Annotated in this window: 21 protein-coding genes; 4 read left to right on the forward strand and 17 right to left on the reverse strand. The window is 62.3% G+C overall.

What is annotated here, in order from left to right:
* Window positions 1-18: 18 nt before the first annotated feature.
* The 11 genes from BMZ36_RS05325 to BMZ36_RS05380 all read right to left on the reverse strand — a co-directional run bounded on the left by BMZ36_RS05325 (window position 19) and on the right by BMZ36_RS05380 (window position 11,815).
* Complete coding sequence (locus BMZ36_RS05325; protein WP_091192399.1) at window positions 19-717, reverse strand: nitroreductase; 699 nt, start codon at window positions 715-717, stop codon at window positions 19-21.
* Window positions 714-1,670, reverse strand: a complete 957-nt coding sequence (gene argC / locus BMZ36_RS05330; protein ID WP_091192401.1) for an N-acetyl-gamma-glutamyl-phosphate reductase — start codon at window positions 1,668-1,670, stop codon at window positions 714-716. The genes BMZ36_RS05325 and argC overlap by 4 nt, the downstream gene beginning before the upstream one ends.
* Window positions 1,671-1,777: 107 nt before the next feature.
* Window positions 1,778-3,478: a putative bifunctional diguanylate cyclase/phosphodiesterase gene (locus tag BMZ36_RS05335; protein WP_091192404.1), complete on the reverse strand. Its 1,701-nt coding sequence runs from the start codon at window positions 3,476-3,478 to the stop codon at window positions 1,778-1,780.
* Between the two features lie 294 nt (window positions 3,479-3,772).
* Window positions 3,773-4,387: a response regulator transcription factor gene (locus tag BMZ36_RS05345; protein WP_091192409.1), complete on the reverse strand. Its 615-nt coding sequence runs from the start codon at window positions 4,385-4,387 to the stop codon at window positions 3,773-3,775.
* Window positions 4,377-6,734 (reverse strand): ATP-binding protein, encoded by a 2,358-nt coding sequence (locus BMZ36_RS05350; RefSeq protein WP_177187791.1) that lies wholly within the window; start codon window positions 6,732-6,734, stop codon window positions 4,377-4,379. The genes BMZ36_RS05345 and BMZ36_RS05350 overlap by 11 nt, the downstream gene beginning before the upstream one ends.
* 1 nt (window position 6,735) lies before the next feature.
* Window positions 6,736-7,737, reverse strand: coding sequence for a 2-hydroxyacid dehydrogenase (locus BMZ36_RS05355; protein ID WP_091192415.1), 1,002 nt, complete (start codon window positions 7,735-7,737; stop codon window positions 6,736-6,738).
* Window positions 7,738-7,753: 16 nt separating this feature from the next.
* Window positions 7,754-7,999: an RNA-binding protein gene (locus tag BMZ36_RS05360; RefSeq protein ID WP_091192417.1), complete on the reverse strand. Its 246-nt coding sequence runs from the start codon at window positions 7,997-7,999 to the stop codon at window positions 7,754-7,756.
* 165 nt (window positions 8,000-8,164) lie between these two features.
* A complete protein-coding gene (locus tag BMZ36_RS05365; RefSeq protein ID WP_091192420.1) occupies window positions 8,165-9,211 on the reverse strand; it encodes a glycosyltransferase family 4 protein in 1,047 nt (348 codons plus the stop codon).
* Window positions 9,208-10,044, reverse strand: a complete 837-nt coding sequence (locus BMZ36_RS05370; protein ID WP_091192422.1) for a UDP-2,3-diacylglucosamine diphosphatase — start codon at window positions 10,042-10,044, stop codon at window positions 9,208-9,210. The genes BMZ36_RS05365 and BMZ36_RS05370 overlap by 4 nt, the downstream gene beginning before the upstream one ends.
* Window positions 10,045-10,263: 219 nt before the next feature.
* Window positions 10,264-11,064 carry a lysophospholipid acyltransferase family protein gene (locus BMZ36_RS05375; RefSeq protein ID WP_091192425.1) on the reverse strand — a complete coding sequence of 267 codons (801 nt, stop codon included), beginning with the start codon at window positions 11,062-11,064 and terminating at the stop codon, window positions 10,264-10,266.
* On the reverse strand, window positions 11,048-11,815 hold the full coding sequence (locus BMZ36_RS05380; protein WP_091192428.1) for a GNAT family N-acetyltransferase: 768 nt from the start codon (window positions 11,813-11,815) through the stop codon (window positions 11,048-11,050). Before BMZ36_RS05380 ends, BMZ36_RS05375 begins: the two co-directional genes overlap by 17 nt.
* Window positions 11,816-11,981: 166 nt before the next feature.
* Between BMZ36_RS05380 and BMZ36_RS05385 the strand changes: the two genes are divergently transcribed.
* Both BMZ36_RS05385 and BMZ36_RS05390 read left to right on the forward strand, forming a co-directional pair.
* Window positions 11,982-13,676, forward strand: a complete 1,695-nt coding sequence (locus BMZ36_RS05385; RefSeq protein WP_091192430.1) for a cation:proton antiporter domain-containing protein — start codon at window positions 11,982-11,984, stop codon at window positions 13,674-13,676.
* Between the two features lie 89 nt (window positions 13,677-13,765).
* On the forward strand, window positions 13,766-14,119 hold the full coding sequence (locus tag BMZ36_RS05390) for a response regulator (RefSeq protein WP_091192434.1): 354 nt from the start codon (window positions 13,766-13,768) through the stop codon (window positions 14,117-14,119).
* 203 nt (window positions 14,120-14,322) lie between these two features.
* Here BMZ36_RS05390 and BMZ36_RS05395 read toward each other — a convergent pair whose 3' ends face one another.
* Window positions 14,323-16,848: a sensor histidine kinase gene (locus tag BMZ36_RS05395; protein WP_091192437.1), complete on the reverse strand. Its 2,526-nt coding sequence runs from the start codon at window positions 16,846-16,848 to the stop codon at window positions 14,323-14,325.
* Window positions 16,849-16,978: 130 nt separating this feature from the next.
* Here BMZ36_RS05395 and BMZ36_RS05400 point away from each other — a divergent pair, with 130 nt between their 5' ends.
* Entirely contained in the window at window positions 16,979-17,794 is an 816-nt protein-coding gene (locus BMZ36_RS05400) for a biotin--[acetyl-CoA-carboxylase] ligase (RefSeq protein ID WP_091192440.1), read from the forward strand.
* Between the two features lie 8 nt (window positions 17,795-17,802).
* Here BMZ36_RS05400 and BMZ36_RS05405 read toward each other — a convergent pair whose 3' ends face one another.
* From BMZ36_RS05405 to glnA, 5 genes are all read right to left on the reverse strand, one after another.
* The gene (locus BMZ36_RS05405; protein ID WP_218142636.1) at window positions 17,803-20,790 is read right to left on the reverse strand and encodes an HD domain-containing phosphohydrolase; all 2,988 of its coding nucleotides are present in this window, start codon (window positions 20,788-20,790) and stop codon (window positions 17,803-17,805) included.
* Window positions 20,791-20,914: 124 nt separating this feature from the next.
* Window positions 20,915-22,312 (reverse strand): nitrogen regulation protein NR(I), encoded by a 1,398-nt coding sequence (gene ntrC, locus BMZ36_RS05410; RefSeq protein WP_091192443.1) that lies wholly within the window; start codon window positions 22,310-22,312, stop codon window positions 20,915-20,917.
* The gene (gene glnL, locus BMZ36_RS05415) at window positions 22,309-23,385 is read right to left on the reverse strand and encodes a nitrogen regulation protein NR(II) (protein ID WP_091192671.1); all 1,077 of its coding nucleotides are present in this window, start codon (window positions 23,383-23,385) and stop codon (window positions 22,309-22,311) included. The genes ntrC and glnL overlap by 4 nt, the downstream gene beginning before the upstream one ends.
* 157 nt (window positions 23,386-23,542) lie before the next feature.
* Complete coding sequence (locus BMZ36_RS05420) at window positions 23,543-24,037, reverse strand: DUF4124 domain-containing protein (protein WP_177187792.1); 495 nt, start codon at window positions 24,035-24,037, stop codon at window positions 23,543-23,545.
* 109 nt (window positions 24,038-24,146) lie between these two features.
* Window positions 24,147-25,553: a type I glutamate--ammonia ligase gene (gene glnA / locus BMZ36_RS05425; RefSeq protein WP_091192450.1), complete on the reverse strand. Its 1,407-nt coding sequence runs from the start codon at window positions 25,551-25,553 to the stop codon at window positions 24,147-24,149.
* Window positions 25,554-25,876: 323 nt separating this feature from the next.
* Here glnA and BMZ36_RS05430 point away from each other — a divergent pair, with 323 nt between their 5' ends.
* Complete coding sequence (locus tag BMZ36_RS05430; protein WP_091192452.1) at window positions 25,877-26,329, forward strand: rhodanese-like domain-containing protein; 453 nt, start codon at window positions 25,877-25,879, stop codon at window positions 26,327-26,329.
* Window positions 26,330-26,334: the final 5 nt, after the last annotated feature.

A 26,334-nucleotide genomic window follows, 5' to 3' on the forward strand; every position in this document is an offset into this window, starting at 1 on the left:
CCCACAGGCCCCGGCAAATCATTCGTAAAACCTCGCAAACTCCCCCGCCGCAATCCGCGGTGTCTGCAACGTGTTTTCCACCGCAGCCGTATCGGCGTAGCCCAGCGCCATGCCGCAGACGATCATCAGGCTGTCGGGGATGTCGAGCAGGCGGCGCAGGATCGGGTGGTATTCGCAGAAGGCGGCCTGGATGCAGGTGTCGAGGCCTTCGGCGCGCGCGGCGATCATCAGGGTTTGCAGGAAGCCGCCGTAGTCGATGAGGCTGCCGATTCCCATGCAGCGGTCGATTGTGAAGATCAGCCCGACCGGGGCGTCGAAGAAGGTGTAGTTGCGCGCCCACTGCGCCCGCATGCGCGCGGTGTCTTTCTTGTCGATCTGCAGCAGGCTGTACAACCCGTAGCCGGTGGCGCGGCGGCGGCCCAAGTACGGTTCGACCCACTCGGCGGGGTAGTAGTCGTACTCGCCCTTGTGCTCGAAGGTCGGATTTTCGTTTTCGGCCAGAATTGCGGCGCTGACTTCGGCGCGTTTTTTTCCGGTCAGCACATGCACTTGCCACGGCTGGGTGTTGACGCCGCTGGGCGCGCAGGCTGCGAGATCCAGCAGTTTCAGGATCGTGTCGCGCTCGACCGGCGTATCGAGAAAACGCCGGATCGAGCGTCGGCCGCGAATTGCCGCTGCGGCAGTGGGGGCGGTGTCGCGGCCGAGTGCGTCGATCATGCGGCGAGGCCCGTGGTTTCGTCGAGGCCGAGCATGATGTTCATGCATTGCAGTGCGGCGCCGGATGCGCCCTTGCCGAGGTTGTCGAAACGTGCGCAGACGATGACCTGCTCGGCATGACCGAAGACGAAGAGCTCGGCACGGTTGGTGTCGTTGCACGTTGTCGCCGGCAGGAACCCGCCATCGAGATAGGCGGCGGAATCGAAAGGCAGCACCTTGACGAAGGTTTGCCCCGCGTACCAGTCGGCGAGATGCTTGTGGATGGCCTGCGCATCGGGCCGGCCGGGCAAGAGACGCGTGTGCAGCGGCACGGTCACGACCATGCCTTGCGCGAACGGGCCGACGATCGGGTTGAAGATCGGCTTGAAGTCGAGCCCGCTGATGGTCTGCATTTCCGGCAGGTGCTTGTGGGCGAGGCCCAGCGCGTACTGGCGCGGGCTCTTCATTTGTTCTTCGGCGCCGCGGGTTTCATAGTCGGCGATCATTTCCTTGCCGCCGCCGGAATAGCCGGTGACCGAATGGCAGGAGGCCGGATAGTCGGCGGGAACGAGGCCGGCCTTGACCAGCGGGTGCATGACCAGGTTGAAGCCGCTGGCGTGGCAGCCGGGAACGGCAACCTTCTGCGCGTTTTTGACCTTCTCGCGCTGCTCGGCAGAGAGTTCCGGCAGGCCGTAAACCCAGTCCGGGTTGGTGCGGTGTGCGGTGCTGGCGTCGAGGATGCGGGTTTTCTTGTTGGCCGGGTCGAGCAGGGCGACGGATTCCTTGGCGGCCGCATCGGGCAGGCAGAGGAACACGACGTCGGCGCGGTTGATGAATTCGGCCTTGACGGCGGCGTCCTTGCGCTGGGCTTCCGGGATGGTGAGGATTTCGATCTCGCTGCGGGCTTGCAGGCGCTCGTCGATCTTGAGCCCGGTGGTGCCGTGGCGGCCGTCGATGAAAATCTTGAAGGTCATGGTGCTGTCCTTGTGTCGCGGATGCAGAATTTTACCTGTGCACGATGGCGGCGGGGTGACAAAAAACACGCAGCCAGGATGCTGGCTGCGTGGTGTGTGCGGGCAAGTCAAAGGGCCGGGGTCAGCAAATCGACGATCAAGGGTTTTGAACTTTCCAGCCATTGCGGCACGGTTTCGGCCGGCATCGGTTTGCCGAACAGGAAGCCTTGCGCGGCGTGCACGCCGTTATCCTGCAGGAAGGCGAGCTGGGCGGGGGTTTCCACGCCTTCGGCGATGGCGGTGAGATCGAGTGCCGAAGCCAGTGCGATGACGGAGCGCGCCATGTTGCAGGCGGCTTCGTCGCTTTCCAGACGCTGGACGAAGGCGCGGTCGATCTTGAGGGCATCCAGTGGAAACGCCTGCAGTTGCGGCAGCGAGCTCATGCCGGTTCCGGTGTCGTCGATCACGATTCCGACGCCCTGTTCGCGCAGCAGGTTCACGGCGCGCAGAGCCTTGTCGTTCTGGCGCAGGACGGCTTTCTCCGGCAACTCAAGGTTCAGCAGGGAAGGGGAAAGCGCCAGGTCTTCCAGCAAGGCCAGTGCCGATCCCGCGAGGTGCGGTTCCAGAAGCTGGTCGGCAGAGAGGTTGACGTTGAGCCGGCAATCGGAGCGCAACAGCCCCTGCTGGTGCCAGGCGGCCAGCGATGTCAGCCCTTTTTCCAGCATGATCCAGCTCAACTGGCTGACGAGCCCGCTGTGTTCGAGGAAAGACAGGAATTGCTTGGGCGGGAGCGTTTCCCCGTCGCGCGGCCAGCGTGCCAGTGCCTCAAAGCCGGTGATGGCTCCATCGGAGAGGCGCACGATGGGCTGGAACCAAGGCTCGAAGCCGCGCTCCATCAAGGTCGCGACGATGTCGCGCTCCAGCGCCAGCCGGTGGGCGAGCTGTTCCTGCGTGGCCGGGTCGAAGCTCACATGGCGAAAATCACCGTGCGTGGCGGCGAGTTGCGCGGCGCTTTCGGCTGCGCGCAGCAGGCGTTCTTCGTTGCCGCTGACCGTGGCGGTATCGGCCGAGCCGATGGCGGCGCTGATCTGGAGGCTGTGTTGCCCGACCTGGATCGGGCGATGCAGCGCCTTGAACAGACGGTCGGTGATGGTGGGAAGGTCTGTGCCCGACGCGACCATTTCGAGCAGGACGGCGAATTCCAGTACGTTGAACTGGGCGACGAAATCCCAGGGGCGCAATTCGGCGGTGATGCGTTCGCTCAGGATTCGGCCAAGCTGGGCCTGTTCGTCATGGGTGAGCTGGTCGGCATGGCTGGCCGGCAATTGCAGGTGCACCGAGAGCACGCCGACCGCGTGGTTGCCGCCGAAGCGCAGGCGGGACAGCGATCTTTCCAGCCGGTCGAGGAACAGGATGCGGTTGGGCAGCCGTGTGTAGGGTTCGAGAACCTTGTGTTCGGTGATGTCGGTGAACGAGCCGGCCATGCGCAGGGCTTTGCCCGAAGCGTCGCGCGCGCATATGGCGCTGGCCGCGATCCAGCGGTAGCCACCGTCTTCGTGCAGCAGCCGGTGTTCGGATTCGAAGCGTGCGGTGTTGCCGGCAAGGTATTGTTCCAGTGTGTGGAGAACCTGGCTGCGCTCGTCCGGGTGCAGGCGGTCCTGCCATTCTTCGATACCGGGCTTGAGCCGGGCATCGTTGCCCTGACCGGTGATCGTTCGCCAAGCTGCACCCCAGACGGCCCGATTGCCGTCGATATCCCAGGCCCACAGTGCGTCGTGCGCGGCTGAAAGAAGCAGATCGAGCGATTGGGCTGCGGTGTTTTCGGGCATGACACTTTCCTTGGGCAAGTTCACCTCTCAGGGTAGGTGGTGCCGGATCAAGATTCAAATTGCAGTGACAGGGCAGGAGTTTACCGGGGGCGCTACCCTCTCCCCGGCCCTCTCCCTGCGAGGGAGAGGGAGGATGAAGCGGGTAGCCCGGATGAAACAACGTGAAATCTGGGGGGCGTTGGTGGTCGCCTCAAACCCGGTTTGTCTTTGAACCCGTGCTCCCGGATTTCGCTGCGCTGCGTCCGTGCTACCTGCTGGAGAGGTGGAGCCTGTTTCAGCAGGCGCAGCCGCCTATTAGGGTTCGATGCCGGCGTCGCGCAGCAAGGCCGCCAACTCCATCGCCGTCTTGACCTGCATTTTTTCCAGCGTGCGGGCGCGGTGGACTTCAACGGTTTTCATGCTGATGGAAAGATCGTCGGCGATCTGCTTGTTGAGGCGGCCGACCAGGATCAGCTTCATGACTTCGCGCTCGCGCGGCGTTAGTTGCGCGAGACGCGCTTCGGCGGATTCACGGGCTTCGAAGGTGCGGCGGCGCTCGGCATCCTGTGCCAGGCAGCGTTCGGCCAGATCGACCATTTCATTGTCGGAAAAAGGTTTTTCCAGAAAATCGGCCGCGCCCTGCTTGAGGGCGCTGACTGCCATCGGCACGTCGCCGTGCCCGGTAAGGAAGATCACGGGCGGGCAGTAGGCGTATTCCTTGAGTTTTGAGAAGGCTTCCAGCCCGCCCATGCCGGGCATGCGTACGTCGAGCAGCAGGCAGCCGAAATCGTCGGGGCTGTAGGCGGCCAGGAAGGATTCGGCGTCGGCAAACGTGCTGACCTGATGGTTGCGCGTGGAAAACAGCCAGGAGAGGGCGTCGCGGAGCGCTTCGTCATCGTCGACGATGCCGATACGGCGTTCAGGATTCATGATTCGGGGCTTCCTCGCAGAATGGCACGGTAAAGATGAAGCGGCTTCCGCCGCCGGGGTTGGGCTCTACCCACAGCCGGCCCTGGTGGTGTTCGATGATCGAGCGGCAGATGTTGAGGCCCATCCCCATGCCGGTTTCCTTGGTGGTGTAAAACGGTTTGAACAATTGTTCCAGTTGTTCCGGAACAATGCCAGTCCCGCGGTCGGCGATCACGACGCGAAGCTGGTCATGATCGCGGGACAGCCTGACTTGCAGCGTGCGCCGGTCGGCCGGCGTCGAGAGCATGGCTTCGACGGCGTTGCGCATGAGGTTGAAAATGACCTGTTCGAGCATGACCGCATCGGCGAACAGCGGCGGGAGTTCGGTTTCCTGTTCAATCGTGAGCCTGATGCGGTTCATTTGCAGCTCGGCTTTCAACAGCTCTTCCACGGTATCGAAGAGCTCGCCGATGTGGCAGAGACTGCGGTGCGGGGCCTGACGCTGTACGAACTCGCGAATGCCGCGGATGATCTGGCCGGCGCGCTTGGCTTGCCCGCTCATTTTTTCCATGGCCTGATCGAGTTGGTGCAGATCGGGGCGGTCCTGCGCCAGAAGATTGCGGCAGCCCGATGCATAGCTCGCAATCGCGGCCAGCGGCTGGTTGAGTTCATGCGCCAGGCTGGAGGCCATCTCGCCCATGCTGACGAGCCGCGCAGTCTGTTGCAACTGCTCGTTCTGCAGGCGCTCGCGCTCGGCGGCATCGCGGCGCGCGGTGATGTCGGTCGCCGTATCCAGCCAGACCACGGTGCCGTCGACCCATACGCTGCGGCGGTTCTGGATGTAATACCAGCGGTTACGGTAGACGTCGAACCATTCCGCATCGATCGGCAGTGTTGCATGGCGCGGGAAGAACGGCGCGACGCAGCAGGGGCCGCGCTGCTCGGGCAGCCCGAAAGCGCGGTCGAAATGGGCATTGGACAGCAGTACTTCGCCGGAATCGGCATGGCTGACACACACGCCGCTGTCGAGCCCGTTGAGTACGGTCACGAAGCGCTCGTGCGCGGCCTGCAGCGCCTCGCGCTCGTGTTGCAGTTCGGTGATGTCGTAGACCGAGCTGATCCAGCCCGTGTGCTTGCCGTCGCCGTCGACGAGCGGGGCGACATAGATGCGCACGTCGAAACGTTCACCGTTCTTGCGCATCAGCTTCATCTGGAAACCGTTGGTGTCGAACTGCCCGGTGAGGATGGCATCGTGCACGGTTTGGCAGCGCCCCTGCTCTTCCGGCGGCCAGTAGGGATGGGGCGGGATGCCGTCCTGCAGCTCTTCCGCGCTCCAGCCGACCATTTCGCTGAAAGCGCGGTTGACATACAGGGTCACGCCGGTCAGGTCCATCGCCCGGATGCCGGTCACCAGCGAATCCTCGATGGCGCGGCGCATCGCCGTTTCCTGGCGCAACCGTGCTTCGGCCGCCTGCCGCCCCTTGATGTGCAGGCGCAGGGCCCAGGTCGAGGCGATCATCAGTACGGCCAGAAGCGCGAGCGAGACGGTGAGTGCCGATTCCCAGCCCCGATCGTTTTCCGGGTTGGGCGAGGCGGCCAGGAGCAGGTCGGGGGGGGCGAGCTCCAGCGGGACGCTGCGCGTGAAGACGGTTTTTTGTGTCCGCTCGAATCGCGCCACGATCGGTTTGCCGTCTGCTTCCAGCAAGCCGATTTCGTAACGCTGGTTGATCCACCAGGGCGTGCGCAGTTGCAGCAGCGAGCGCAGCGATATCCATGCAACCAGGCAGCGACGCTCGCCTTGGGCAAGTTTGACTGGAGCCACGATGGCGATCTGGCTGTTGCCGCGCTCGTCGGTCATGAGTTGGGTCAGAACGGTTTCGTTGTTCCGTATTGCCTGTTCGCGCGCAGCGCGCAGCGCGGGGTGTTTGGTGCTGATGATGTCGGAACGCACGGTCGAAGGTGCGCGCCAGCGTGTTTGTCCGTGCGCGTCGACATATTCCAGCCCGAGCACCTCGGGGTTGTTTTGCATGAGCGAGAGGCTGCGCCCGATGAAGTCGGCCGAGCCGATTCCCTGAGTCGTCAGTACCGTGGAAAGGGTTTCCAGATCGCGCTGGTCGCTGGCGACCTGGAAGCGCAGCGCCTGCTTGAGCCATTGCAGGTCTTCGTTGAGCTGGGAGGTCTCACGGTCGCGGTCGTTCTGGACGTTCTGCACCAGGAAGATCACGAAGGCCAGCGCGAATACGGCAGCGGCGAGGCTTGGAAGGATCAGCAGCCAGTGCGACAGGCGCGGGGACAGGCGTTCCAGTTGCAACCGCGGGAATGCGGAAGGCTTGATGCGGGGTCTGCGGCTGCGTAGGCGACGGCGCATTTCAGTTCGGTGGAAGCACTTCGTTGACCAGCGGTTCGCCGTTTTCAAATGCGGTGGCATTGGCCAGCACCGTCTGGGCGATGTTGGCCAGCGCCTCTTCGGTCAGGAAGCCCTGATGCGAAGTGATCACCACATTGGGGAAGGTCGTGAGTCGCGCCAGCATGTCGTCCTGCAGCGCTGCGCTGGAGAGGTCTTCGAAGAAGATGCCTTCTTCGTGTTCGTACACGTCGAGCCCGACACCGCCCAGATGCCCGGATTTGAGTGCCACGAGCAGCGCGCGGGTGTCGATCAGCCCGCCGCGGCTGGTGTTGATGATGATGGCACCCCGCTTCATGCGCGCGAGCGCCGCACCGTTGATCATGTGGTAGGTCGCGGGAGTGAGCGGCACATGCAGCGAGATGATGTCCGATTGCTCCAGGAGCGTTGGCAGGTCGACTTTTTCTACGGCGATGTCGCCAAGCTGGGCCGTATCCAGCGAAGGGTCGTTGGCCAGCAGGCGGCAGCCGAAGCCGCGCGCAATCCGGAGCGCGGCCTGGCCGATCTTGCCGGCGCCGACAATCCCGAACGTGCGCCCGAAAAGATTGGTGCCAACCAGCCCGTCCAGCGTGAAATTGCCGTCACGCACGCGCACATAGGCACGGTGGGTGCGGCGTACCAGCGTCAGCAACAGGGCGAAAGTGTGCTCGGCCACGGCCTCCGGCGAATAGGCCGGTACGCACATGACCTTGATGCCATGCCGCGCCGCAGCCGCGATGTCGACCGAGTTGTAACCCGCAGAGCGCAGGGTGATCAGCCTGACGCCGAGCCGGGCCAGATGCTCGATGGTTTCGGCATCGACGCGGTCGTTGACGAAAGGGCAGACAGCGTCGAAGCCGGTTGCGAGCGGTACGGTGTCGCGGTTGAGCCAGGCTTCGAAAAAAACCAGTTCGTGGCCGAAGTCGGCGTTGGCCTGGGTCAGTGCAGCGCGGTCGTAACGCTTGCTGTCAAATACGGCAATTCTCATGGCGGAACCTTCCCGGTCAGCGGAACAGGGCGGTGTGGCGGGCGTGGAGCTGGTGGCCGCGCCAGAGCCGTCCGTCGAGCAGCCCTACGATGGCTTCCATTTGCGCATGGTCGAGATGGAAGGCGATGGCCGCAGACGGACGTTCCCGCAATCCCGGTGCAATGGTGATTTCCTGCGGCACGGGAATGCCCAACTCGGTAAACAGCGCGCGCAGGTCGTCTGCGGTCGCATCCGGGGGTAGATTGTCGATCATGAGCTGCATGCTGCGGCACTCCGAAAAATCGTGCCGCGAATTTTACCGCGAAAGGGCGGCAAATTCCTGTTTTTACTGAGGAGCGTGCAGTGCCCAAGCTGGCTGGCGCCAGCCTGAGGCAATCCGTGGTTTATTTTGCATTTTTTTGACTTGCCGTTTGCTCATTGATTCCTGCTACGGCAAGCGCAGGCTGAGTTCCAGTTCCTGCTGCGCGGTGGCGGTGAAGGGATGCAGGTGCGAGAAGAACTGCAGCGTGGCCGCCTGCCACGAGAAGCGTTCGGCAAAGCGGCGCACTTCGGTACGGTCGATGTCCAGCGCGGCGAGGCAGGCTTCCTGCAGGTCTTCGCGCAAGGCACCGGGGCCGGCCGGGCCGATGACATCGATCGGGCCGGTGACCGGGTAGGCCGCGACCGGGCAACCGCAGGCCATGGCTTCGAGCAGCACCAGACCGAAGGTGTCGGTCTTGCTGGGAAAGACGAACACGTCGGCGGCGCGGTAGACGCGGGCGAGCTCCTGCTGGTCCAGCACGCCCAGCCAGTTGATGTCCTGACCGGCGTAGCGTTCCTTGAGGTGCGCTGCAGCCGGCCCGTCGCCGCAGACCCATTTGCTGCCGGGCAGGTCGAGTTCGAGGAAGGCTTCGATGTTCTTTTCCACAGCCACGCGGCCCACATAGACGAAGACCGGTTTCTGGGTCTGCAGGCGGTCGCGCGGGCCGGGCTTGAAGGTTTCCAGATCGACGCCGCGCGACCAGTGCACGACGTTGCGGATGCCGCGTGCTTCGAGATCGCGGATCACGACCCTGGTCGGCGCCATGACGGCGTCGGCAGCGTTGTGGAACCAGCGGAACCAGGCATAGCTGACCGCCAACGGAATGCCGAAGCGCAGCTTCACGTATTCCGGAAAGCGCGAGTGGTAGGCGGTGGTGAACGGCAGCTTGTTGCGGATGCAGTAACGGCGCGCTGCCAGCCCCAGCGGGCCTTCGGTGGCGATGTGGATCGCGTCCGGCGCGAAATCCTTCAGGCGCTGCCTGACCTTGCCGCCGGCAAACAGCGATAGACGGATCTCCGGGTAAGTGGGGCAAGGCAGGGTGCGAAATTCCAGCGGGCTGAGGATGTCGACCCGGTGCCCCATTTTTTCCAGCTCGGCGCGGGTTTGCTTGAGCGTGCGCACCACGCCGTTGACTTGCGGTTCCCATGCGTCGGTGACGATCATGATTTTCATGCGGGTACTCCCTCAGGTTCTGTTGTTACGGGCGGCAGGACGGAGGCGGCCTGCTCATCGAACAGTTGCTGCCAGTCGATGATGCGCAATTCGCCGGTTTCCGTTTCCACCAGCGCAGTGAGGCTTTCCACCCAGTCGCCGTCGTTGCAATACAGCACGCCGCCGACCTCGCGCATTTCCGCCTTGTGGATGTGGCCGCAGATCACCCCGTCGAGCCCTTGCGATTGGGCTTCGGCCGCGACGGCTTCCTCGAAACGCGAGACGAAGCTCACCGCAGTCTTGACCTTGTGCTTGAGAAATTGCGACAGCGACCAGTAGCCCAGCCCGCAGCGGTGGCGGATGCGGTTGAAGATGCGGTTCAGCGCCAGCGTCAGCTCGTACAGCCGGTCGCCGACGATGGCGAGCCATTTCGCGCACTGCACCACGCCGTCGAAGCGGTCGCCGTGCAGTACGAGGAAACGGCGCCCGTCGGCGGTGGTGTGGACCAGTTCGTTTTCGATGCGGATCTGGCCGAAGATCAGGCCGAGGAACTGGCGCGCGGCTTCGTCGTGGTTGCCGGGCAGGTAGGTGATGCGCGTACCGTGCCGGGCCTTGCGCAGCAGCTTCTGGATCACGTCGTTGTGGGTCTGTTGCCAGTACCATGAGCGCTTGAGCGCCCAGCCGTCGATGATGTCGCCGACGAGGTAGAGGTATTCGGATTCGGTGTGCTTCAGGAAATCCAGCAGGTAGGCCGCCTGGCAACCGGCGGTGCCGAGGTGGACATCGGAGATCCAGATGCTGCGGAATTTGAGCCGCATCGGGGCGGCTTTGAGCGGTGCCGTTGTCGGGTTCATGAGTCTGCATCATCCGCGCGCAGTGTTACGGCGGCGGGACAGAAACATGACAATTGCATGAAACAAGAACGCCGGAAGGTGCTCCACAGGCTGGGTTCCCTCCCCATTTCAGGGGAGGGCAGGGTGGGGGTAAAACCTTGCATTCAGCGTTACCCTCACCCCAACCCTCTCCCTGTGAGGGAGAGGGAGCAGGTACGATGAGGTTGCAGCGAGCAGGTTCTAAGATGCCTCGCGCAGCCGTTCATGCCGCTCGCGGATGAGGGTTTCGGCGGTGCGGGCGAGCTCGCGCCGGTCGATGTCCTCGGCGCGCAAGGGCGGCAGGAAGTGAACCTCGGCGCGCAGGCCGCGCGCGCCCAGCAGCCGCCACAGCGACTGGCCGAACGAGATGTCGTCGCAGTAAGCGGGGAGCGTGGTGGGGCTGCCGCCAGCATCGAGATAACGCAGATAAACCGGCTGGACCAGCGCGCGGCTTTCCATGGCGGCTTGCAGCAGCGCCGAACGGAACGGACGGATGGCGGAACCGTCGGTGGTGGTGCCTTCAGGAAACAGCGCCACGTCGCTTCCGCCCTGCAGGGCTTGGGCAATTTCGGTGTTGACGCGGCGCGCATCGTGCTTGCTGTTGCGGTCGACGAACAGCGTGCCGGTTCGGGTGCAAAGCGTGCCGATCACCGGCCAGGAACGGACTTCCGATTTGGCGACGAAGCGCGCGGGCGAGATCGCATTGAGCGCGTAGATGTCCAGCCAGGAAACGTGATTGGACAGCAGCAGTATCGGCTTGTCAGCCGGGGCCGCCTGGCCGTGGACGGCAAGGCGCAGGCCGACGATGCGCAGCAGTTGCCGCGACCAGCGGTGGATGCTGCGTTTGCGCCGCGCCTCCGGGTAGCGAGGAAATAACCAGCGAGCAATCCCCAGCCCGGCGGCGACGTGTACACCAAGCGCCGCCAGCCGCACGCCGCGCCGCAACGAGGCGGAGAATTTGTGGCGTACGCGATACATGCGCGGATTAATTGCTGCCGGCATCGTTTTTCATGAAGTGGCGAGCGTAACGGGCGTTGACCTTGCGCATCGGCAGCAGGATCAGGAAATCGGCGGTGTTGAAGTCGGGGTCCCAGGCCGGCTCGCCGCAAATCATGGCGCCGGCGCGCAGGTAACCCTTGATCAGCGGCGGGGTTTCGGGGTCGAGCTTGCGATTGAGCGCATTTAGCGGCAGGGCGCAGCGCGGCGTGGCGCGCCATTCGGCCGGCGATAGATGCTTTTCGGCCAGCTTGCGGTAGAGGCTGGCGGCGAGGTGCCCGCCGTCGATCATCGGCACGCTGGCGCAGCCGATCAGATACTGGTGGCCGCGCTGGTGCATGTAGTCCGCGAGCCCAGACCAAAGCAGCGCGATGGTGGCCCCCGTGCGGTAATCGGGATGCACGCAGGAGCGGCCGATTTCGACGAGCTGCGGGCGCAGGGCGGCAAGCCGCGTCAGGTCGAATTCCGTGTCGGAATAATAGCTGCCCAAGCGTTTGGCCTGATGCGGCGGGAGGATGCGGTAGGTGCCGACCACCTCGCCGGTCTCGTCGTCCTGCGCGATCAGGTGGTCGCAGTAGGCATCGAACAAATCCTGGTCCAGGCCGGGTTCGCGCCCGGTGAGGCGCGCGCCCATTTCCTCGGCGAAGACCTTGTAGCGCAAGGCTTGCGCGGCGCGGACGGCGTCTTCGTCGCGCGCGAGCTGGATCGTGAGACGGTGCGACGGACGGGATGAATGTAGCGTTTGTGTTTGCAGCATGGCTGGCGTGGGGCTCGTTATGAAAATACGGCCAGCATAGGTTCGGCAAATGACGTATTCGTGACGAGGCGGTGACGATTTGGTGAACCAACTTGAATGCCACCGAGCCGGTAGCGATTTACAATGGTGTATGAGCAAATTCTTGATATGTAACCCGGAATGACCGATGAACCATAACCTTCCCTTGATCACCACGCTTGCCACCGCGCTGGGGCTGGCCGTGGTGCTGGGTTTCATTGCTGTGCGAATCAGGCTTCCCGCGCTGGTGGGGTATTTGCTGGCCGGAATGGTGATCGGCCCCTTTACGCCGGGTTTTGTCGCTGACAGTGCAATTGCCGCCGAACTGGCGGAAATCGGTGTCATGTTGCTGATGTTCGGCGTCGGCCTGCATTTTTCGCTCGACGATCTGTTGCAGGTGCGCAAGATCGCTGTGCCGGGTGCTGTGGCGCAAATGGTTCTGGCAACGCTGTTGGGCGCAGGATTGGCCTCCCTGTGGGGATGGGGCGCGGGGAGTGCGCTGGTCTTTGGCGTGGCCTTGTCGGTGGCCAGTACTGCCGTGTTGTTGCGGGGGCTTGAGGCAACAGGAACCCTGGCTTCGATGAGCGGCCGAATTCCGATCGGCTGGGTGGTGGTCCAGGATCTGGCCATGGTGCTGGTTCTGGTGCTGCTCCCGCCCCTCGCGGGGCTGTTGACCGGGGGTGGCCAGGCGCATGGGGCGGAAGGTGTCTGGCAGACGCTGGGGCTGACGCTGGTCAAGGTCGCTGCGTTTGTCGCTCTGATGCTGATCGTCGGGCGCAGGCTTTTCCCGTGGCTGCTTTGGCAGGTGGTGCGTACCGGGTCCAGGGAGTTGTTCACGCTGTGCGTGGTGGCAGCTGCGGTCAGCGTGGCGTTTGGTGCCGCAAAGCTGTTCGGCGTGTCGTTTGCGCTGGGAGCGTTTTTCGCCGGCATGATGATGCGGGAATCCGAATTCAGCCACCGCGCGGCGGAGGAATCCCTGCCCCTGCGCGATGCGTTTGCCGTGCTCTTTTTCGTGTCGGTCGGCATGCTGTTCGATCCAGCGACGTTGCTGACCTATCCCGGGCGGATTCTGGGCGTGCTGGCGATTGTCATGCTGGGTACACCGCTTGTTTCCGCCGTGCTGGTCCTGCTTTTCCGTTACCCGCTGAACACGGCACTGACGGTCTCGGCGAGCCTGGCACAGATCGGCGAATTTTCGTTCATCCTGGCCGGCATCGGCGTGAGCAACGGTTTGTTGCCGCCGGAAGGACAGCACCTGATCCTGGCGGGCGCACTGGTATCGATTGCGCTTAACCCGTTGGCGTTCAAGGCGGTCAAACCCGTGCAGGACTGGATGCGCGCTCGTTCAAAACTGGCTCGCCAACTGGAACGCCCGCTTGATCCGCTGGCCGAGTTGCCGATGACAACCCATGAAAAATACCTGTCCAGGCAAGTGGTGCTGGTGGGGTATGGGCGCGTCGGGCGGCATATCGGGCAGGCGCTGACCCAAAATGGCATTCCCTATGTCGTGGCCGAGCAGAACCGCGAGATCGTCGAGCAACTGCGCGCCGAGGGGCTGGCTGCCGTTTGCGGCGATGCGTCCGATCCGGCGGTATTGATCCAGGCGCATATTGCCCATGCCGGCATGCTGGTGGTGACCTTGCCCGATGCCTTCGGCGTTCGCCAGATGCTGCAGACCGCACAACTGCTTAATCCGGACATCGAAACGGTGGTGCGAACCCAAAGCGAGGATGAGGCCGAGCTTTTGAAACAGGAAGGCGTCGGCCGCATCTTTGTGGATGAAAACGAGCTGGCCTGCAGCATGAGCGGGCATGCCCTGGCCCGGTTTGGCGTGAAGCTCTAGGGCCGAGAACCGGGTTGAGCCGGAAGCTTGTTTTGAATGTGGCCTTTTCTGTGCACTAGAATCAAATTTCCCGATGTCCGGATGAGCCGATGAGACGAATACTCGTTGTTGATGACAACGACATAAACCGCAAACTGGCTGCTGCCTTCCTAAAAAGGCGCGGCTGGCACATCGCCGAGGCAGCAAGTGGCGAAAAGGCGCTCGAAATGCTGGCTGCCGAGCCATTCGATTATGTTCTGCTCGACATCGGCATGCCCGGAATCGACGGCTGCGAGGTGTGCCGCCGCATCCGCAAGGCCGGTTATGCCGGCTTGGCGCGTGTGGTCGCCTATACCGCGCATGCCATGGAATCGGAAAAACAGGCCATCATGGAGGCGGGTTTCGACGACATTGTCATCAAGCCGGTGACGATGGAGGGGCTGAATGCCATGTTCCCGGACTAACCCGCTTCCTGCCATCTGCTTTGGCTCGCTCGCCCACTGAAACTGGCTCAAATTTATTACCACAGAGACACAGAGACACAGAGGCACAGAGACACAGAGACACAGAGGCACAGAGGCACAGAGGCACAGAGGCACAGAGGCACAGAGAAGGATACCGGCCTGCGCCGGTATGAAGACAAGAATTCAAACTTCACTTGGCCGCCTCAATCAAGTGGTAGCCAGACCTCGAACCGCGATCCCTCACCGGCGGTTGAAGATACGCCGACATCCCCGCCCATCAGGTGCACGAATTCGCGTACCAGCGCCAGCCCCAAGCCGGTTCCGTCATGCCGGCGCGTGACGAAATCGGAAGCCTGACTGAATTTTTCGAAGATCATTTCCTGTGCTTCGGCCGGTATGCCCGGCCCCGTGTCGCTGATTGCGAGATAAAGGCGGGCGTCGCTTGTCCAGGCGGAAAATTCGACCTTGCCGGTTTCGGTGAACTTGACGGCGTTGTTGAGCAGGTTGTTGAGAACCTGCCTCAGTCGAATCGGATCGCCGCAAAAGCGCTCGGGCAAGTCGTTGGCGAAGCGGGCTTCCAGCGCCAGCCCCTTGATGCGGGCCGCCCCCTCATGGATGGTTGCGGTTTCGCGCAGGAGTTGCGGCAGGTTGAAATCGACGATCTGCAACGTCATGCTGCCGGCTTCGATCTTGGCGAGATCGAGCACATCGTTCAGCAGGGCCAGCAGGTGTTGTCCACTTTGCAGGATGATGTTGGCTTGCTCGGTCACCTCGTCGGTGGGCGCTTCCACGCAGATGAGTTCGGCAAAACCGAGGATGCCGTTCAGGGGGGTGCGCAACTCGTGCGACATCCGGGCGAGGAATTCGCTTTTCATGTGATTGGCGACCTCGGCCTCGTGCCGGGCTTCTTCCAGCCGCTGGAACGATTCCTGGACGCTGTCTGCCATGCGGTTGAGCGAGTCGGTGAGTTTGCCCAGTTCGTCGTCCGCATGCTTGTGGAAGCGGAAGCCGAACTGCCCGATCTCAATGTTCTGCAGTCCGTCGATGAGCGTGGTGACGCGCTTGGTCAGCATGGACGCCAGCCAGATGGCGACGCCCACGACGATCAATACCATCAAGAGGGTCGATGAGGTCAGGCTGACGGCCGTGCGCTGCATCGTGGCGGCGATGAGGCTGCGCATTTCCTGCCGCTGCTGTTTTGCCTTTTCGCCGAATTCGGCCACGCGCGCATTCATCTGCTGGGCGGTTTTCAGTGCCGGCTCGTGGAAGTAGTCGATGTTGGCGCCGATGGTGACGTAGCCGAAGCCGCGCGGGGTCTTGCCATAGTGGCCGGTGCGGTAGGGAATGGCCGCAGCGGTCGTGAGTTTCCAGACGCCGGTCCAGAAAATCAGGAACGAGCCGGAGCCGCCGTGCCGGGTGAGGTCGTGCCAGCCCTGGCATTGCGGCGCGAAGTTGAGATAGCGGCATTCGAGCGCGACGTTGCCGGCGCGGGTGAGTTCTGCGGCAGGCTTCTTGTGGCGCGACTGGTGATCGAAAGGCGGCGCCGCGGCAAGAAACCTGCGCAACGGCTGGCCGCTTTTTTTCCATTCTTCGTAAAGTTCGGTATCCAGCCACGGCGTGGCATATTCGCCGGTTTCGGGGTCGAAGCCGACGATGGAGTGATGACGCGGATGGGAAATGCTGCGGTCGAGGTAGTCCCAGATGAAGGCATAGTTGCCGCTCGATGCATCCGAAATCGGTGCGTAGCGGTCGTTGGTGGGAACGAGATTGTCGGTGAAGCTCATGACGTGGCTGTGGTCGAGCGCCAGCGTCAGGTAGCCGGTTATCTTGCCGTCCCGAACGAGAGGGGTCGCCCAGCGGATGATGCCCTGAAAACGTTTGCCGACCGGGTTTTCGCGCCCGGCGTAGCCTTCCTGCTCGGGGGCGAACGCAATGCCGAGCGACCTGGCTTTTTCCGGCGTGGCCGGGCCGATGATGCGCGAGCCGACGTAGGGGCCGATCACGTCCGAGACGTAGATTTCTCCCGGTTTCAGTTTCTGCAGTTCCCTGAAATACCGTTCCGCCTTGCAGTAGGTGTTCTCGCGCCGGGAAACATCGCGCAGGTCGGCGGGCAGCACCTCGCTGGTCGATACCTTGATTTTTTCCCGGCCGTCGAGCCCGATCACGGTCAGCTCGTGATAGAGCGGCTTTTGAGCGGTGCGCAATACCGTTTCCGGCGGGCGGTAGTGGAAATCCTGGCGGTTTTCCGGGTTGGTCGAGCTGGCCGACTGGGTGTCGGAGGCGGCAGGGCGGTCGGGGACCCATTCCTTGCTGTTTTCCGAGAGTTTCCATCTGCCGGGATCGACCAGGCCGCGCGTACGGCTGGCCAGGAAATGGCGGTAGACCTCTTCGCTTGGGGGAAGTCCGGCAGCGAGGAGCACATCGCGGTCGCGATCATGGAGGAAGTCGGCGATGGCGCGCGCAGTGTCGGTCGTGAGCCGCTCCAGTTCTTCGCGGGCGCGGTCGTCGAGCGCTTTCTGGGCCTCGCTGGCAAAGGTCTTGCCCATGTCGCCGACGGTGCTGCGCACGTCGTCCGTCATCCGGTCGGTACGCTGCGCAATGTCGCCACCCAGCCGCGAAACCCCTTCCCAAGCCAGGAGAGCGAGCAGCACCAGCGGTACGACCTTGATGGCGACGAACAGCAGGATCAGTTTGCTGCGGATGCCAAGATGATGGAAAGTGCGTTGCATGGGGTGTCTTGTCCGAGCCTGTCGGGTGCATTAACCAGTATATCGCCCCACCGGAAAATTACCGCCCCGGATGTGCAACGCGGCGCCGTGCCAGTAGAATGCCCGTCCCAGCCAATCAAAAGCGATTCTCATGTCCGACGCCGTTTCCTGCCTCGATTTCCCCTCGCTGCTCAACGGGTTGGGCGATGTCGCCGCGCGTTACGACATCGACGATCTGGCGAGCTGTGCCTCGACCAACAGCCTGCTGCTGGAACGTGCCGCGCAGGGGGCGCCCAGCGGCAGCGTGGTCGTGACCGACGAGCAGACGGCCGGGCGCGGACGGCTGGGGCGCACGTGGCATTCCTCCCCGGAATGCAGCCTGACATTCTCGCTGCTGTGGAAATTCCCCGCGCAATCGAATCTTTCCGGATTGAGTCTGGCGGTCGGCGTGGCGATTGCCCAGGCGCTCGAAGACCTGGGCGTACCCGGAATCGGGCTCAAATGGCCCAACGACGTCTGGCTTCACGGGCGCAAGATCGGCGGGGTGTTGATCGAGTTACAGTTCGCTTCGACGCATGCTGCGGCCGTGATCGGGATCGGCTTGAACCTGCAGCGCCACCCGGCGTGGGATGCGCTCATCGATCAGGCGCTGGCGGCGATTGCCGAATCCGGCGTGGCTGTTTCCCGCGAGGCGGTGCTGGCTGCGATCCTGCGTCGCATGGTGTCCGTGCTGGATTGCTTTGCCGCAGAAGGCTTTGCGCCCCGGCTGCGCGCCGAATGGGAAGCGCGCAACGCGCTCAGGGGGCAAGCGGTGCGGGCAGTGCCGCGGGAGGGCGAGATGCTCACGGGATTGTGTCTGGGCGTGGCGCCGGACGGCGCGCTCGAACTGGAAAGCGCCGATGGCCAGCGCATTCTTGTGACGGTGGGCGATGTCAGCTTGCGCCCCGATCTTGCTGCGAGGCCGTGAGCTGGTTCTCAACCGATGACTTTCCCGATATCCACTTCGTCGATCTGCTCCGGCTTCAGGAAGCGCTCCGCATAGCGCCGGTAGACGCCGGAGGTCAGGAACAGATCGAACAAATCCGGGTCGATGTGCCGTTCCTTCTTGAGCGCCGCCATGATGCGCAGCGATTCCGAGAGCGTCTTGGCCTGCTTGTAGGGGCGGTCTGACGCGGTCAGCGCCTCGAAGATGTCGGCAATTGCCATGACGCGCGAAGGAACGGAAAGCGCATCCTCTCCCAGCCTGCGCGGGTAGCCGTCTCCGGCCAGGGTTTCATGGTGCGTTCCGGCGTATTCGGGTATCCGTCTCAGGTGCTTGGGCAGCGGCAGTTGGTCGAGCATGACGATGGTCTGGACGATGTGCTCGTTGATCCGGAAGCGCTCTTCTTCGGTTAGTGTGCCGTGGGCGATGCCCAGGTTGTAGAGCTCGCCGAAGTTGTACAGCGCCTCGGGAATTTTCATCCGGAAGCCGTACTTGGGATCGAACGCCGTGTCCTGCGTGCGCGGAATGACATGCCAGGGCTGGTCGGCGAGCAAGGGCTCTTCGGCCGGCAGCGAAGCCGCGGGAACGTGCTCGCGGCGTTTGGCTTCTTCGTGCGACATGCCAATCCGGTCGTCGAAATGGCGCAGCCAGGTCCGGGCGCCGATCTGCTTCAGACGCTCGATATTTTCCGGCGCCATGGCTTCCTCGCCCAGATTGCATTCCGCGACGAAAGCGAAATCGTCGAGCAATTCTTGCTTGCGTTCGGCGAACCGGGTATCGGCTTCGCTGGCCGGCATGCCCGACTCGACCGCTTCGAGGCGCTCGATCCAGGCATCGCGCAGCAGCACTTCGAAGCGGGTGCGGATCTCGTGGATGCGGTTGTAGAGGGTTTCGAGCTTGGTGGCCTTGTCGACCACGTATTCGGGCGTGGTGACCTTGCCGCAATCGTGTAGCCAGGCGCCGATGCGAAATTCCCGCCACTCGTCCTCGGTCTTGAACCCGCAACCTGCCAGCGGGCCGGTTTCGACCTTGCCTACTTCCTCCGCCAGCATCACCGCCAGTTCCGGAACGCGCTTGCAGTGGCCGCCGGTATAGGCGCTCTTGGCGTCGATCGCGTCGGCGATGATCTTGATCAGGGAATCCATGAGGATTTTCTGCGCATCGAGCAGGGTGTGGTTTTCCAGCGCCAGCGCGGACTGGGCGGCCAGTGCCTGGACGAAGCCGATCAGCTCCGGCGGGAAGGGCGTGACCTCATCGGTTTTCGGATCGAGCGCATTGGTGAACTGCAAGAGGCCGATGACTTCGCCCTCGCGCGGCGAGAGCGGAACGGTCAGCAGCGAAACCGGACGGAAACCCGCCTCCTCGCCGTGCCGGAGAAGGGCGGAAAGATCGAAGCGCGTTTCGCTGCCGATGTCCGCAATGACCACACTCTCGTTGTGCAATGCTGCGAAGGTCAGGTCGGAGCGCTCGTCGGGCGTGCCATCGGTGTGGAAAAGCGCAATCTCCGTGACCGGCGGCGCGGTGTGGTCGGTGCGCTGGACGAAGCGCAGCGTATCGCGCTCGGTTTTCAGGTACAGCGAGGCCTCGGCGCAATCGGCAATGTCGCGACCTCCATGCAGGATGAGCTTGAGCAGCGCATCGCGATCCTTTTCGCGACTGAGCAGTAGCCCGTATTCCACGAGATCGGCGAGTTTTTCCCGTGCCAGGTTCAGCGCCTCGGTACGCAGCTTGATCGAGTGGTGCATGACCGCTTGGGCATCACCCAGCGCATTGATCTCGTAGAGGAAGGAATCGGGACGGTGCGGTTCGCCGGAAAAATCGAACTGCTTGATTCTTTCGGAATCCTGAGCCAGTGCGGCCAGAGAGCGCGAGACCTGGCGCGAACCCAGCAGTGCCAGCGGTACCAGCAGCGTCAATACGCCCAGCGTCACCAGCAGAACGTCGCGCCGGGCTTTGTCGATGAGCCCGGAAAAATCGCTGGCCGGAGCGAGCGCGATCACCAGGAAACTTGATCCGCCAATGACCTCCGAAACATGCCGCGTCACAACGTATTTTTCGGTATGTTTGCCTTCACCCAGCATGATGATCTGTGAAGCGGCGGCGGTTTTTCCCGCCAACGACCTCAAGTGAGGTTCTGCTATGTGCTCGTTGGCGACAAGCGGTGGAATGTACAGACCGGAAAAACGCGGGCCTTTACCGTGAAAGGCCAGCACCCGACCTCCTTGATCCAGCATCAGGATGGCGCCGTTGGCAGAGAGCGGCATCTGCGCCAGAAAAGCGTTCAGCGAACGCAGGCTGACGTTGGTGGATAAGACCCCGGCCCGGTCAGGCAGGGGAATGGAAATCGTCATGCCGAGTTCGCCGGTCGAGGCGAAAAAATAGGGCGGCAGGACGGTCAGCGCACCCGTTTCCATCGCGGCGGTAAACCAGGGGCGGCGTGTGGGCGCGTATTCCGGAACGGTTTCTCTTCTTGCCAGCGGCTGGCGGTTTTCATCGAGGAATTGCCAGGTTTCGCTGCGACTGCCGTCGGGTTTGCGCTCTATGTGCCAGATGCCGAAATGGGCGTTTTCCGGCGCTTTCAGTGCCGAGGTGATGAAACGGTCACGCCGGATACCGACAACCTGAAGGAATTCATTGTTCCCGAGGCCGAAATAATGCGAATAAAGATTGGCGTCGGCTTCGAGCGAGCTCAGGAAGGTGGCCACGAGATCGCGGTGATTGAGGTGCCCGTCGCTGACGAACTGGCCGATTCCGGCGCGGGTCTGGGTGGTGACGAAGCGCGCCCGCTCGCGCACCATGCTGTCGATGCGTTCCGTCGACTGGCGGGCGATCAGGGCAAAGCGCTCCGCCGCATTTTCCTCGGACATCGCGGTGAATTTGCCCAGCACGCTGGCGAGGAAAATCCCGGAAAGCCCAAGAACCAGCCCGACGGTGGAGCCGAGAACCCAGTTCTGGAAACGGATGTTGAGCCTGGAAAGCATGATGTGCCCCGGCGCTGGCATTTAGTCCCAACATAGACGATCAACGGGGAGCACGGGAAGGATGCATCTGCGCAAGGGGTTGAATGGCATTAACCGCCTTGCGCAACGGATCACAAACGGGTTCTCAGACTTCGCCTTCCATGCCGAGTTCCTGGATTTTCCTCGTCAGCGTGTTGCGCCCCCAGCCCAGCAACTCTGCCGCCTCGATGCGTTTGCCACCCGTGTGGGCCAGTGCCTGCTCGATGACCACGCGCTCGAAGGCCGGCGTGATGTCGTCCAGCAACCGGTGTTCGCCGCGGGAAAGCCGGTTGGCGATTTCGTGGGCCAGCGCGGTTTGCCAGTTGCCGGAAACGGCGGGCGGGGTTTCTCCTTGCGCCAGCAGCTCGGGCGGCAGGTCGTTGACTTCAACGACTTGTCCCGGCGCCATGACGGTGATCCAGTGGCAGATATTTTCCAGCTGGCGCACGTTGCCCGGAAACGGGAACGTGGTCAGGCGTGCCATGGCGTCTTCGGAGAGCTTTTTCGATTCCACGCCCAGATCGGCCGCCGATTTGAGCAGGAAATGCCGCGCCAGCAACGGGATGTCCTCCTTGCGCTCGCGCAGGGGCGGCAGGCGCAGGCGGATCACGTTGAGACGGTGGAAAAGGTCTTCGCGGAAGCCGCCTTGCTTGACGCGGTCTTCCAGGTTCTGGTGCGTAGCGGCGATGACGCGCACGTTGGCCTTGATAGGCTGGTGGCCGCCTACGCGGTAGAAGAAGCCGTCGGACAGTACGCGCAGCAGGCGGGTCTGCAGGTCGGCGGGCATGTCGCCGATTTCATCCAGGAACAGTGTGCCGCCCTCGGCCTGCTCGAAACGGCCCTGGCGGCGGGCGTCCGCGCCGGTGAATGCGCCGCGTTCGTGGCCGAACAGTTCGGATTCCAGCAAATCCTTCGGAATGGCCGCCGTGTTGATGGCAACGAACGGCTTGCTTGCGCGCGGGCTGTGGCGGTGCAGTGCACGGGCGACAAGCTCCTTGCCGGCCCCCGATTCGCCCGTGATCATCACGGTCGCTGCGGATTGCGAAAGCCGGCCGATGGCGCGGAATACGTCCTGCATGGCGGGAGCCTGCCCGAGGATTTCCGGTGCAGGTGAGGTCGATTCGACGATTTCAGCCTGGCGGGTGCCTTCCTGCATGGCGCGGCGCACCAGCAGCACGGCCTGGTCGACGTCGAAAGGCTTGGGCAGGTACTCGAAGGCCCCCCCCTGGAAGGCCGATACCGCGCTGTCGAGATCGGAGTGCGCGGTCATGATGATGACCGGAATCTCGGGCCATTTGCGTTTCACGATTTCCAGAAAGGTCAGGCCGGATTCCCCGGGCATGCGCATGTCGCAGACCACGGCCTGCGGGTGTTCGTTTTCCATGCGCGCGAGCGCTTCCGTGGCAGAGGGAAAGGTGGCGTGTTCGATACCTTCGCGCGTCAGCGCTTTCTCGAAGACCCAGCGGATCGAACGGTCGTCGTCGATGATCCAGACGGATTTCATGTCTGCTCCATGTTGCTTTTATCGTTTTTGTCGACCTGCCAGCCGTTGAGCGGCAGGAGAATGGTGAAGCATGTATGCCCCGGTCGGCTCTCGAATTCGATCGTGCCGTGGTGCTGTACCACGAAGGTGTGGGCCAAGTGCAGCCCGATACCCGTGCCGCCTGGGCGCCCTGAAACCAGCGGGTAGAACAGCGTATCGCGCAGCGATTCCGGGATGCCGGGGCCGTTGTCGACGATCTCGATGCGCACCGCCAGCGGGAAGCGTCGGCGGTTGAGCGTGACCTGCCGGGCAATACGGGAGCGAAGCGTGATAACGCCGACCCCGCTCATCGCTTGCACGGCGTTGCGCACGATGTTGAGTACCACCTGAATCAGTTGCTCGCGATCCGCGATCAGCGGCGGCAGGCTGGTGTCGTAATCGCGCTTCACCGCCAGGCCGTTGGGCGTCTCGGCCTGCACCAGGCTGCGCACGCGTTCCAGTACCTCGTGGATATTGAGCTCGGAGAGTTTGGGCAGACGATGCGGGGTCAGCAGCCGGTCTAGCAAGCCCTGCAGGCGTTGCGATTCCTCGACGATGACCTGCGTGTATTCCTTGAGCCGCGGCTCGGGAAGTTCGTGCGCCAGTAACTGGGCCGCGCCCTGGATGCCACCGAGCGGGTTCTTGATCTCGTGCGCCAGGTTGCGGATCAGTTCGCGGTTGGCCTGTTGCTGCGCCTGAACGCGCTCTTCGTTGGCGATGCGGCGCTGCTGGTCTATGTGGCGGATTTCCAGAACGAAAGCCGCATCGGGCGATTCGATCGGTGTGACGGTCAGCGTGATGTACATCTCGCCGCCGGGGCCTTCCACCGCAAGTTCGTGTTCGGTGATGGAGAGGCACTCTTTCTGGGCGGTGAGAAAGGCTTGTGTGATCGGGCTGGCCGGCCCGAAGCAGGCGGACATCGTCATGCCCTCGCAATCGCGCAGGGCGAACAGACTTTTGGCGGCCGGATTGGTGTAGACGATGCAACTGTCCGATCCGACGGCAATTACTGCGGCATCAAGGTATTCGAGTCCGGCAAAGGCGCGGGGGCTCATGGCTTTGCGCTCCTGTTTGATTATCGACAGGTAAAGCAAAAGGCGCGCCAGTTCAAAAGAACGATGAAATCAAGGATTGGCAACAACAGGAGGCACACCTTGCACCAGTGTAGTGCACTAAAACGGGGCGCGGTGCATTTGTTTGGCAGACGAACGGTCAGCGAATCCTGGAGAGTTCGGCTTGCAGGGCGGAGATGTTTTTTTCGTGCAGGACAAGGCCTTCGCGCAGGCGGCTGATCCGTTCGAGGAATTTCTTCGGGTTGGCTTTTTCTTCGGCGCTGCGATTGGTCTCCGCCTCGGACAATTCCTTCTTCTGGTTCTCGAGAAGACGCTTTTCGGCGGCGAGTTCTTCTTCGAGAATGCGGCGCCGGTTGGTGTCGCGTTCTTTCTGGGCGCCGGAGGAAACCTTGGGAAAATTGGCGGGAGAGGGCGATGCGGCTTGGGCCTTGCTGCCGTTTTTTGCCTTTGCGGTGCTGCGTGGGCTTGGCGACTCGACGATGACGCGCGTGGCCCCCTTCATCGGCGAATTCGTGAAGGTGATATTGCCCTTGTCATCCACATGCTTGTAGATATCCCCCCACGCAAGCGGCGCAGCAAGGAGAAAAAGCAAAGAAAGAGGGCGTACGTTCAGCATGGAGACAAGGTAGCACATTATCATTGCCGGCCAAGTAACGATTTTTTGGCAGGTTATTTTGGAGTTGGAATGAAAAAGCCCCATGCACGGGCATGGGGCTTTGCTTCCGGGTTCGACGGACTGCAGCTTACAGGCTGTAGTACATGTCGAATTCGGCCGGGTGGGTGGTCATGCGCAGACGGTTCACTTCGCCCATCTTCAGGTCGATGTAGGCGTCGATGAAGTCGTTGCTGAACACACCGCCACGGGTCAGGAACTCGCGATCTGCGTCCAGTGCTGTCAGGGCTTCTTCCAGCGAGGCGCACACGGTCGGGATCAGCTTGTCTTCTTCCGGCGGCAGATCGTACAGGTTCTTGTCGGCCGGATCGCCCGGGTGGATCTTGTTCTGGATGCCGTCCAGACCGGCCATCAGCAGCGCGGAGAAGCACAGGTACGGGTTGGCCAAGGGATCCGGGAAGCGGGCTTCGATACGACGGCCCTTGTCGGAGGCGACGTGCGGAATGCGGATCGAGGCGGAACGGTTGCGGGCGGAGTAGGCCAGCTTGACCGGAGCTTCGTAGTGCGGAACCAGACGCTTGTAGGAGTTGGTGCCCGGGTTGGTAATGGCGTTCAGGGCCTTGGCGTGCTTGATGATACCGCCGATGTAGTACAGGGCGGTTTCGGACAGGCCTGCGTAGGCGTTGCCGGCGAAGGTGTTCTTGCCGTCTTTCCAGATGGACTGGTGAACGTGCATGCCCGAACCGTTGTCGCCAACGATCGGCTTCGGCATGAAGGTAGCGGTCTTGCCATATTGGTGAGCAACGTTGTGGACCACGTACTTCAGGATCTGGGTCCAGTCGGCGCGCTGTACCAGAGTGCTGAACTTGGTGCCGATTTCGTTCTGGCCAATTGCCACTTCGTGGTGGAACACTTCAACCGGAATGCCCAGTTCTTCGAGGATCTGCACCATGGTGGCACGGATGTCTTGAGCGCTGTCGACCGGAGCAACCGGAACATAGCCACCCTTGACTGCCGGGCGATGGCCCGGGTTGCCGCCTTCCATGTCGATGGCGGAAGCCCAAGGCGCTTCATCAAGCTTGATCTTGACGAAACAGCCGGACATGTCGACGTTCCAGGTGATGCCGTCAAAGATGAAAAATTCGGGTTCCGGACCGAAGAAGGCGGTGTCGCCCAGGCCGGTGGTCTTCAGGTAGGCTTCGGCGCGCTTGGCGATGGAGCGCGGGTCGCGGTCGTAGCCCTTGCCATCAGCTGGCTCAACCACGTCACAGGTAATGAATACGGTCGGCTCGTCGTAGAACGGGTCGATCTTGGCGGTGGATGCATCCGGCATCAGCAGCATGTCGGAAGCCTGAATGCCCTTCCAGCCAGCGATGGAGGAGCCATCGAAAGCGTGGCCGTGTTCGAACCACGCTTCGTCAACGACGTGGGACGGCACGGTGGTGTGCTGTTCCTTGCCGCGGGTATCGGTAAAACGCAGGTCGACGAATTTGATGTCGTTTTCCTGAATAAGCTTGAGAACGTCGGCTACCGCCATGGTTGATTCTCCTGTTGAATAAACTTTAGAAACTCAAGTGTTAAGCTGTCCGGTCAATGCCGCCTTGTCTGCGGGCGGTTTGGGCAATGGCAAGTAGCAGAAATTATGCCAACTTTCCGGACGAGAAACGCTATTGTGCCATAAGGAATTTCCGCAACACACCCCGCGTTGCATTTCACCAATATGGTGCGCGCACGGCATTTGTGCACCATATTGGTTCGTTTTTTTCGCTACCCAAGGCGTGCTTGGCATCATCTGGAATATTGTAGTTCAAGCTGGCATGCTGGCAGGTACAGATACAAAATTCATCTCAAGGTGGAATCATGTCGCAGGCGGCGCAAATACTGGAATTGGCCCGGGAACGGGCACTGGACGAAAATTTGCCTTATTCAGGTGCGGTAACGCCGGCAGAGGCGTGGGCGCTGTACCAGGCGTTGCCCAACGTGCGGATTGTCGATGTCCGCACAAGGGCGGAGTGGCAGTTTGTCGGGATCGTGCCAGATGCTGAGTTGATTGAATGGAAAAGCTACCCGCTCATGAATCTGAATCCCGATTTCTTGTCCCAGCTGAAAAGCAAGGTCGATCCTGAATGTATCGTGCTGTTTCTTTGCCGCTCTGCATATCGCTCTCATGAGGCGGCCATGCTGGCGGCCCAGCATGGTTACAGCGAAGCCTACAACGTACTGGAAGGTTTTGAGGGCGAAAAAGACGCGCATCAGCAGCGTGGCCGGCTCAACGGCTGGAAATCGGCCGGATTGCCGTGGGTGAACCCGTAACTGTA

Origin of the sequence: Formivibrio citricus (assembly GCF_900115065.1) — a bacterium.
In the GTDB taxonomy this organism is placed as follows: domain Bacteria; phylum Pseudomonadota; class Gammaproteobacteria; order Burkholderiales; family Chitinibacteraceae; genus Formivibrio; species Formivibrio citricus.

Bases quoted from the DNA above. Each gene is read 5' to 3' on its own strand.
- BMZ36_RS05380 (WP_091192428.1), bottom strand. From the start codon at position 11,815: ATGCTGCAAACACAAACGCTACATTCATCCCGTCCGTCGCACCGTCTC.
- BMZ36_RS05395 (WP_091192437.1), bottom strand. From the start codon at position 16,848: ATGCAACGCACTTTCCATCATCTTGGCATCCGCAGCAAACTGATCCTG.
- BMZ36_RS05360 (WP_091192417.1), bottom strand. From the start codon at position 7,999: ATGCAGCTCATGATCGACAATCTACCCCCGGATGCGACCGCAGACGAC.
- BMZ36_RS05405 (WP_218142636.1), bottom strand. From the start codon at position 20,790: ATGCTTTCCAGGCTCAACATCCGTTTCCAGAACTGGGTTCTCGGCTCC.
- BMZ36_RS05390 (WP_091192434.1), top strand. From the start codon at position 13,766: ATGAGACGAATACTCGTTGTTGATGACAACGACATAAACCGCAAACTG.
- BMZ36_RS05355 (WP_091192415.1), bottom strand. From the start codon at position 7,737: ATGAGAATTGCCGTATTTGACAGCAAGCGTTACGACCGCGCTGCACTG.
- BMZ36_RS05400 (WP_091192440.1), top strand. From the start codon at position 16,979: ATGTCCGACGCCGTTTCCTGCCTCGATTTCCCCTCGCTGCTCAACGGG.
- BMZ36_RS05385 (WP_091192430.1), top strand. From the start codon at position 11,982: ATGAACCATAACCTTCCCTTGATCACCACGCTTGCCACCGCGCTGGGG.
- BMZ36_RS05350 (WP_177187791.1), bottom strand. From the start codon at position 6,734: ATGCGCCGTCGCCTACGCAGCCGCAGACCCCGCATCAAGCCTTCCGCA.
- ntrC (WP_091192443.1), bottom strand. From the start codon at position 22,312: ATGAAATCCGTCTGGATCATCGACGACGACCGTTCGATCCGCTGGGTC.
- BMZ36_RS05420 (WP_177187792.1), bottom strand. From the start codon at position 24,037: ATGTGCTACCTTGTCTCCATGCTGAACGTACGCCCTCTTTCTTTGCTT.
- glnL (WP_091192671.1), bottom strand. From the start codon at position 23,385: ATGAGCCCCCGCGCCTTTGCCGGACTCGAATACCTTGATGCCGCAGTA.
- argC (WP_091192401.1), bottom strand. From the start codon at position 1,670: ATGACCTTCAAGATTTTCATCGACGGCCGCCACGGCACCACCGGGCTC.
- BMZ36_RS05365 (WP_091192420.1), bottom strand. From the start codon at position 9,211: ATGAAAATCATGATCGTCACCGACGCATGGGAACCGCAAGTCAACGGC.
- BMZ36_RS05335 (WP_091192404.1), bottom strand. From the start codon at position 3,478: ATGCCCGAAAACACCGCAGCCCAATCGCTCGATCTGCTTCTTTCAGCC.
- BMZ36_RS05430 (WP_091192452.1), top strand. From the start codon at position 25,877: ATGTCGCAGGCGGCGCAAATACTGGAATTGGCCCGGGAACGGGCACTG.
- BMZ36_RS05370 (WP_091192422.1), bottom strand. From the start codon at position 10,044: ATGAACCCGACAACGGCACCGCTCAAAGCCGCCCCGATGCGGCTCAAA.
- BMZ36_RS05325 (WP_091192399.1), bottom strand. From the start codon at position 717: ATGATCGACGCACTCGGCCGCGACACCGCCCCCACTGCCGCAGCGGCA.
- BMZ36_RS05375 (WP_091192425.1), bottom strand. From the start codon at position 11,064: ATGCCGGCAGCAATTAATCCGCGCATGTATCGCGTACGCCACAAATTC.
- glnA (WP_091192450.1), bottom strand. From the start codon at position 25,553: ATGGCGGTAGCCGACGTTCTCAAGCTTATTCAGGAAAACGACATCAAA.
- BMZ36_RS05345 (WP_091192409.1), bottom strand. From the start codon at position 4,387: ATGAATCCTGAACGCCGTATCGGCATCGTCGACGATGACGAAGCGCTC.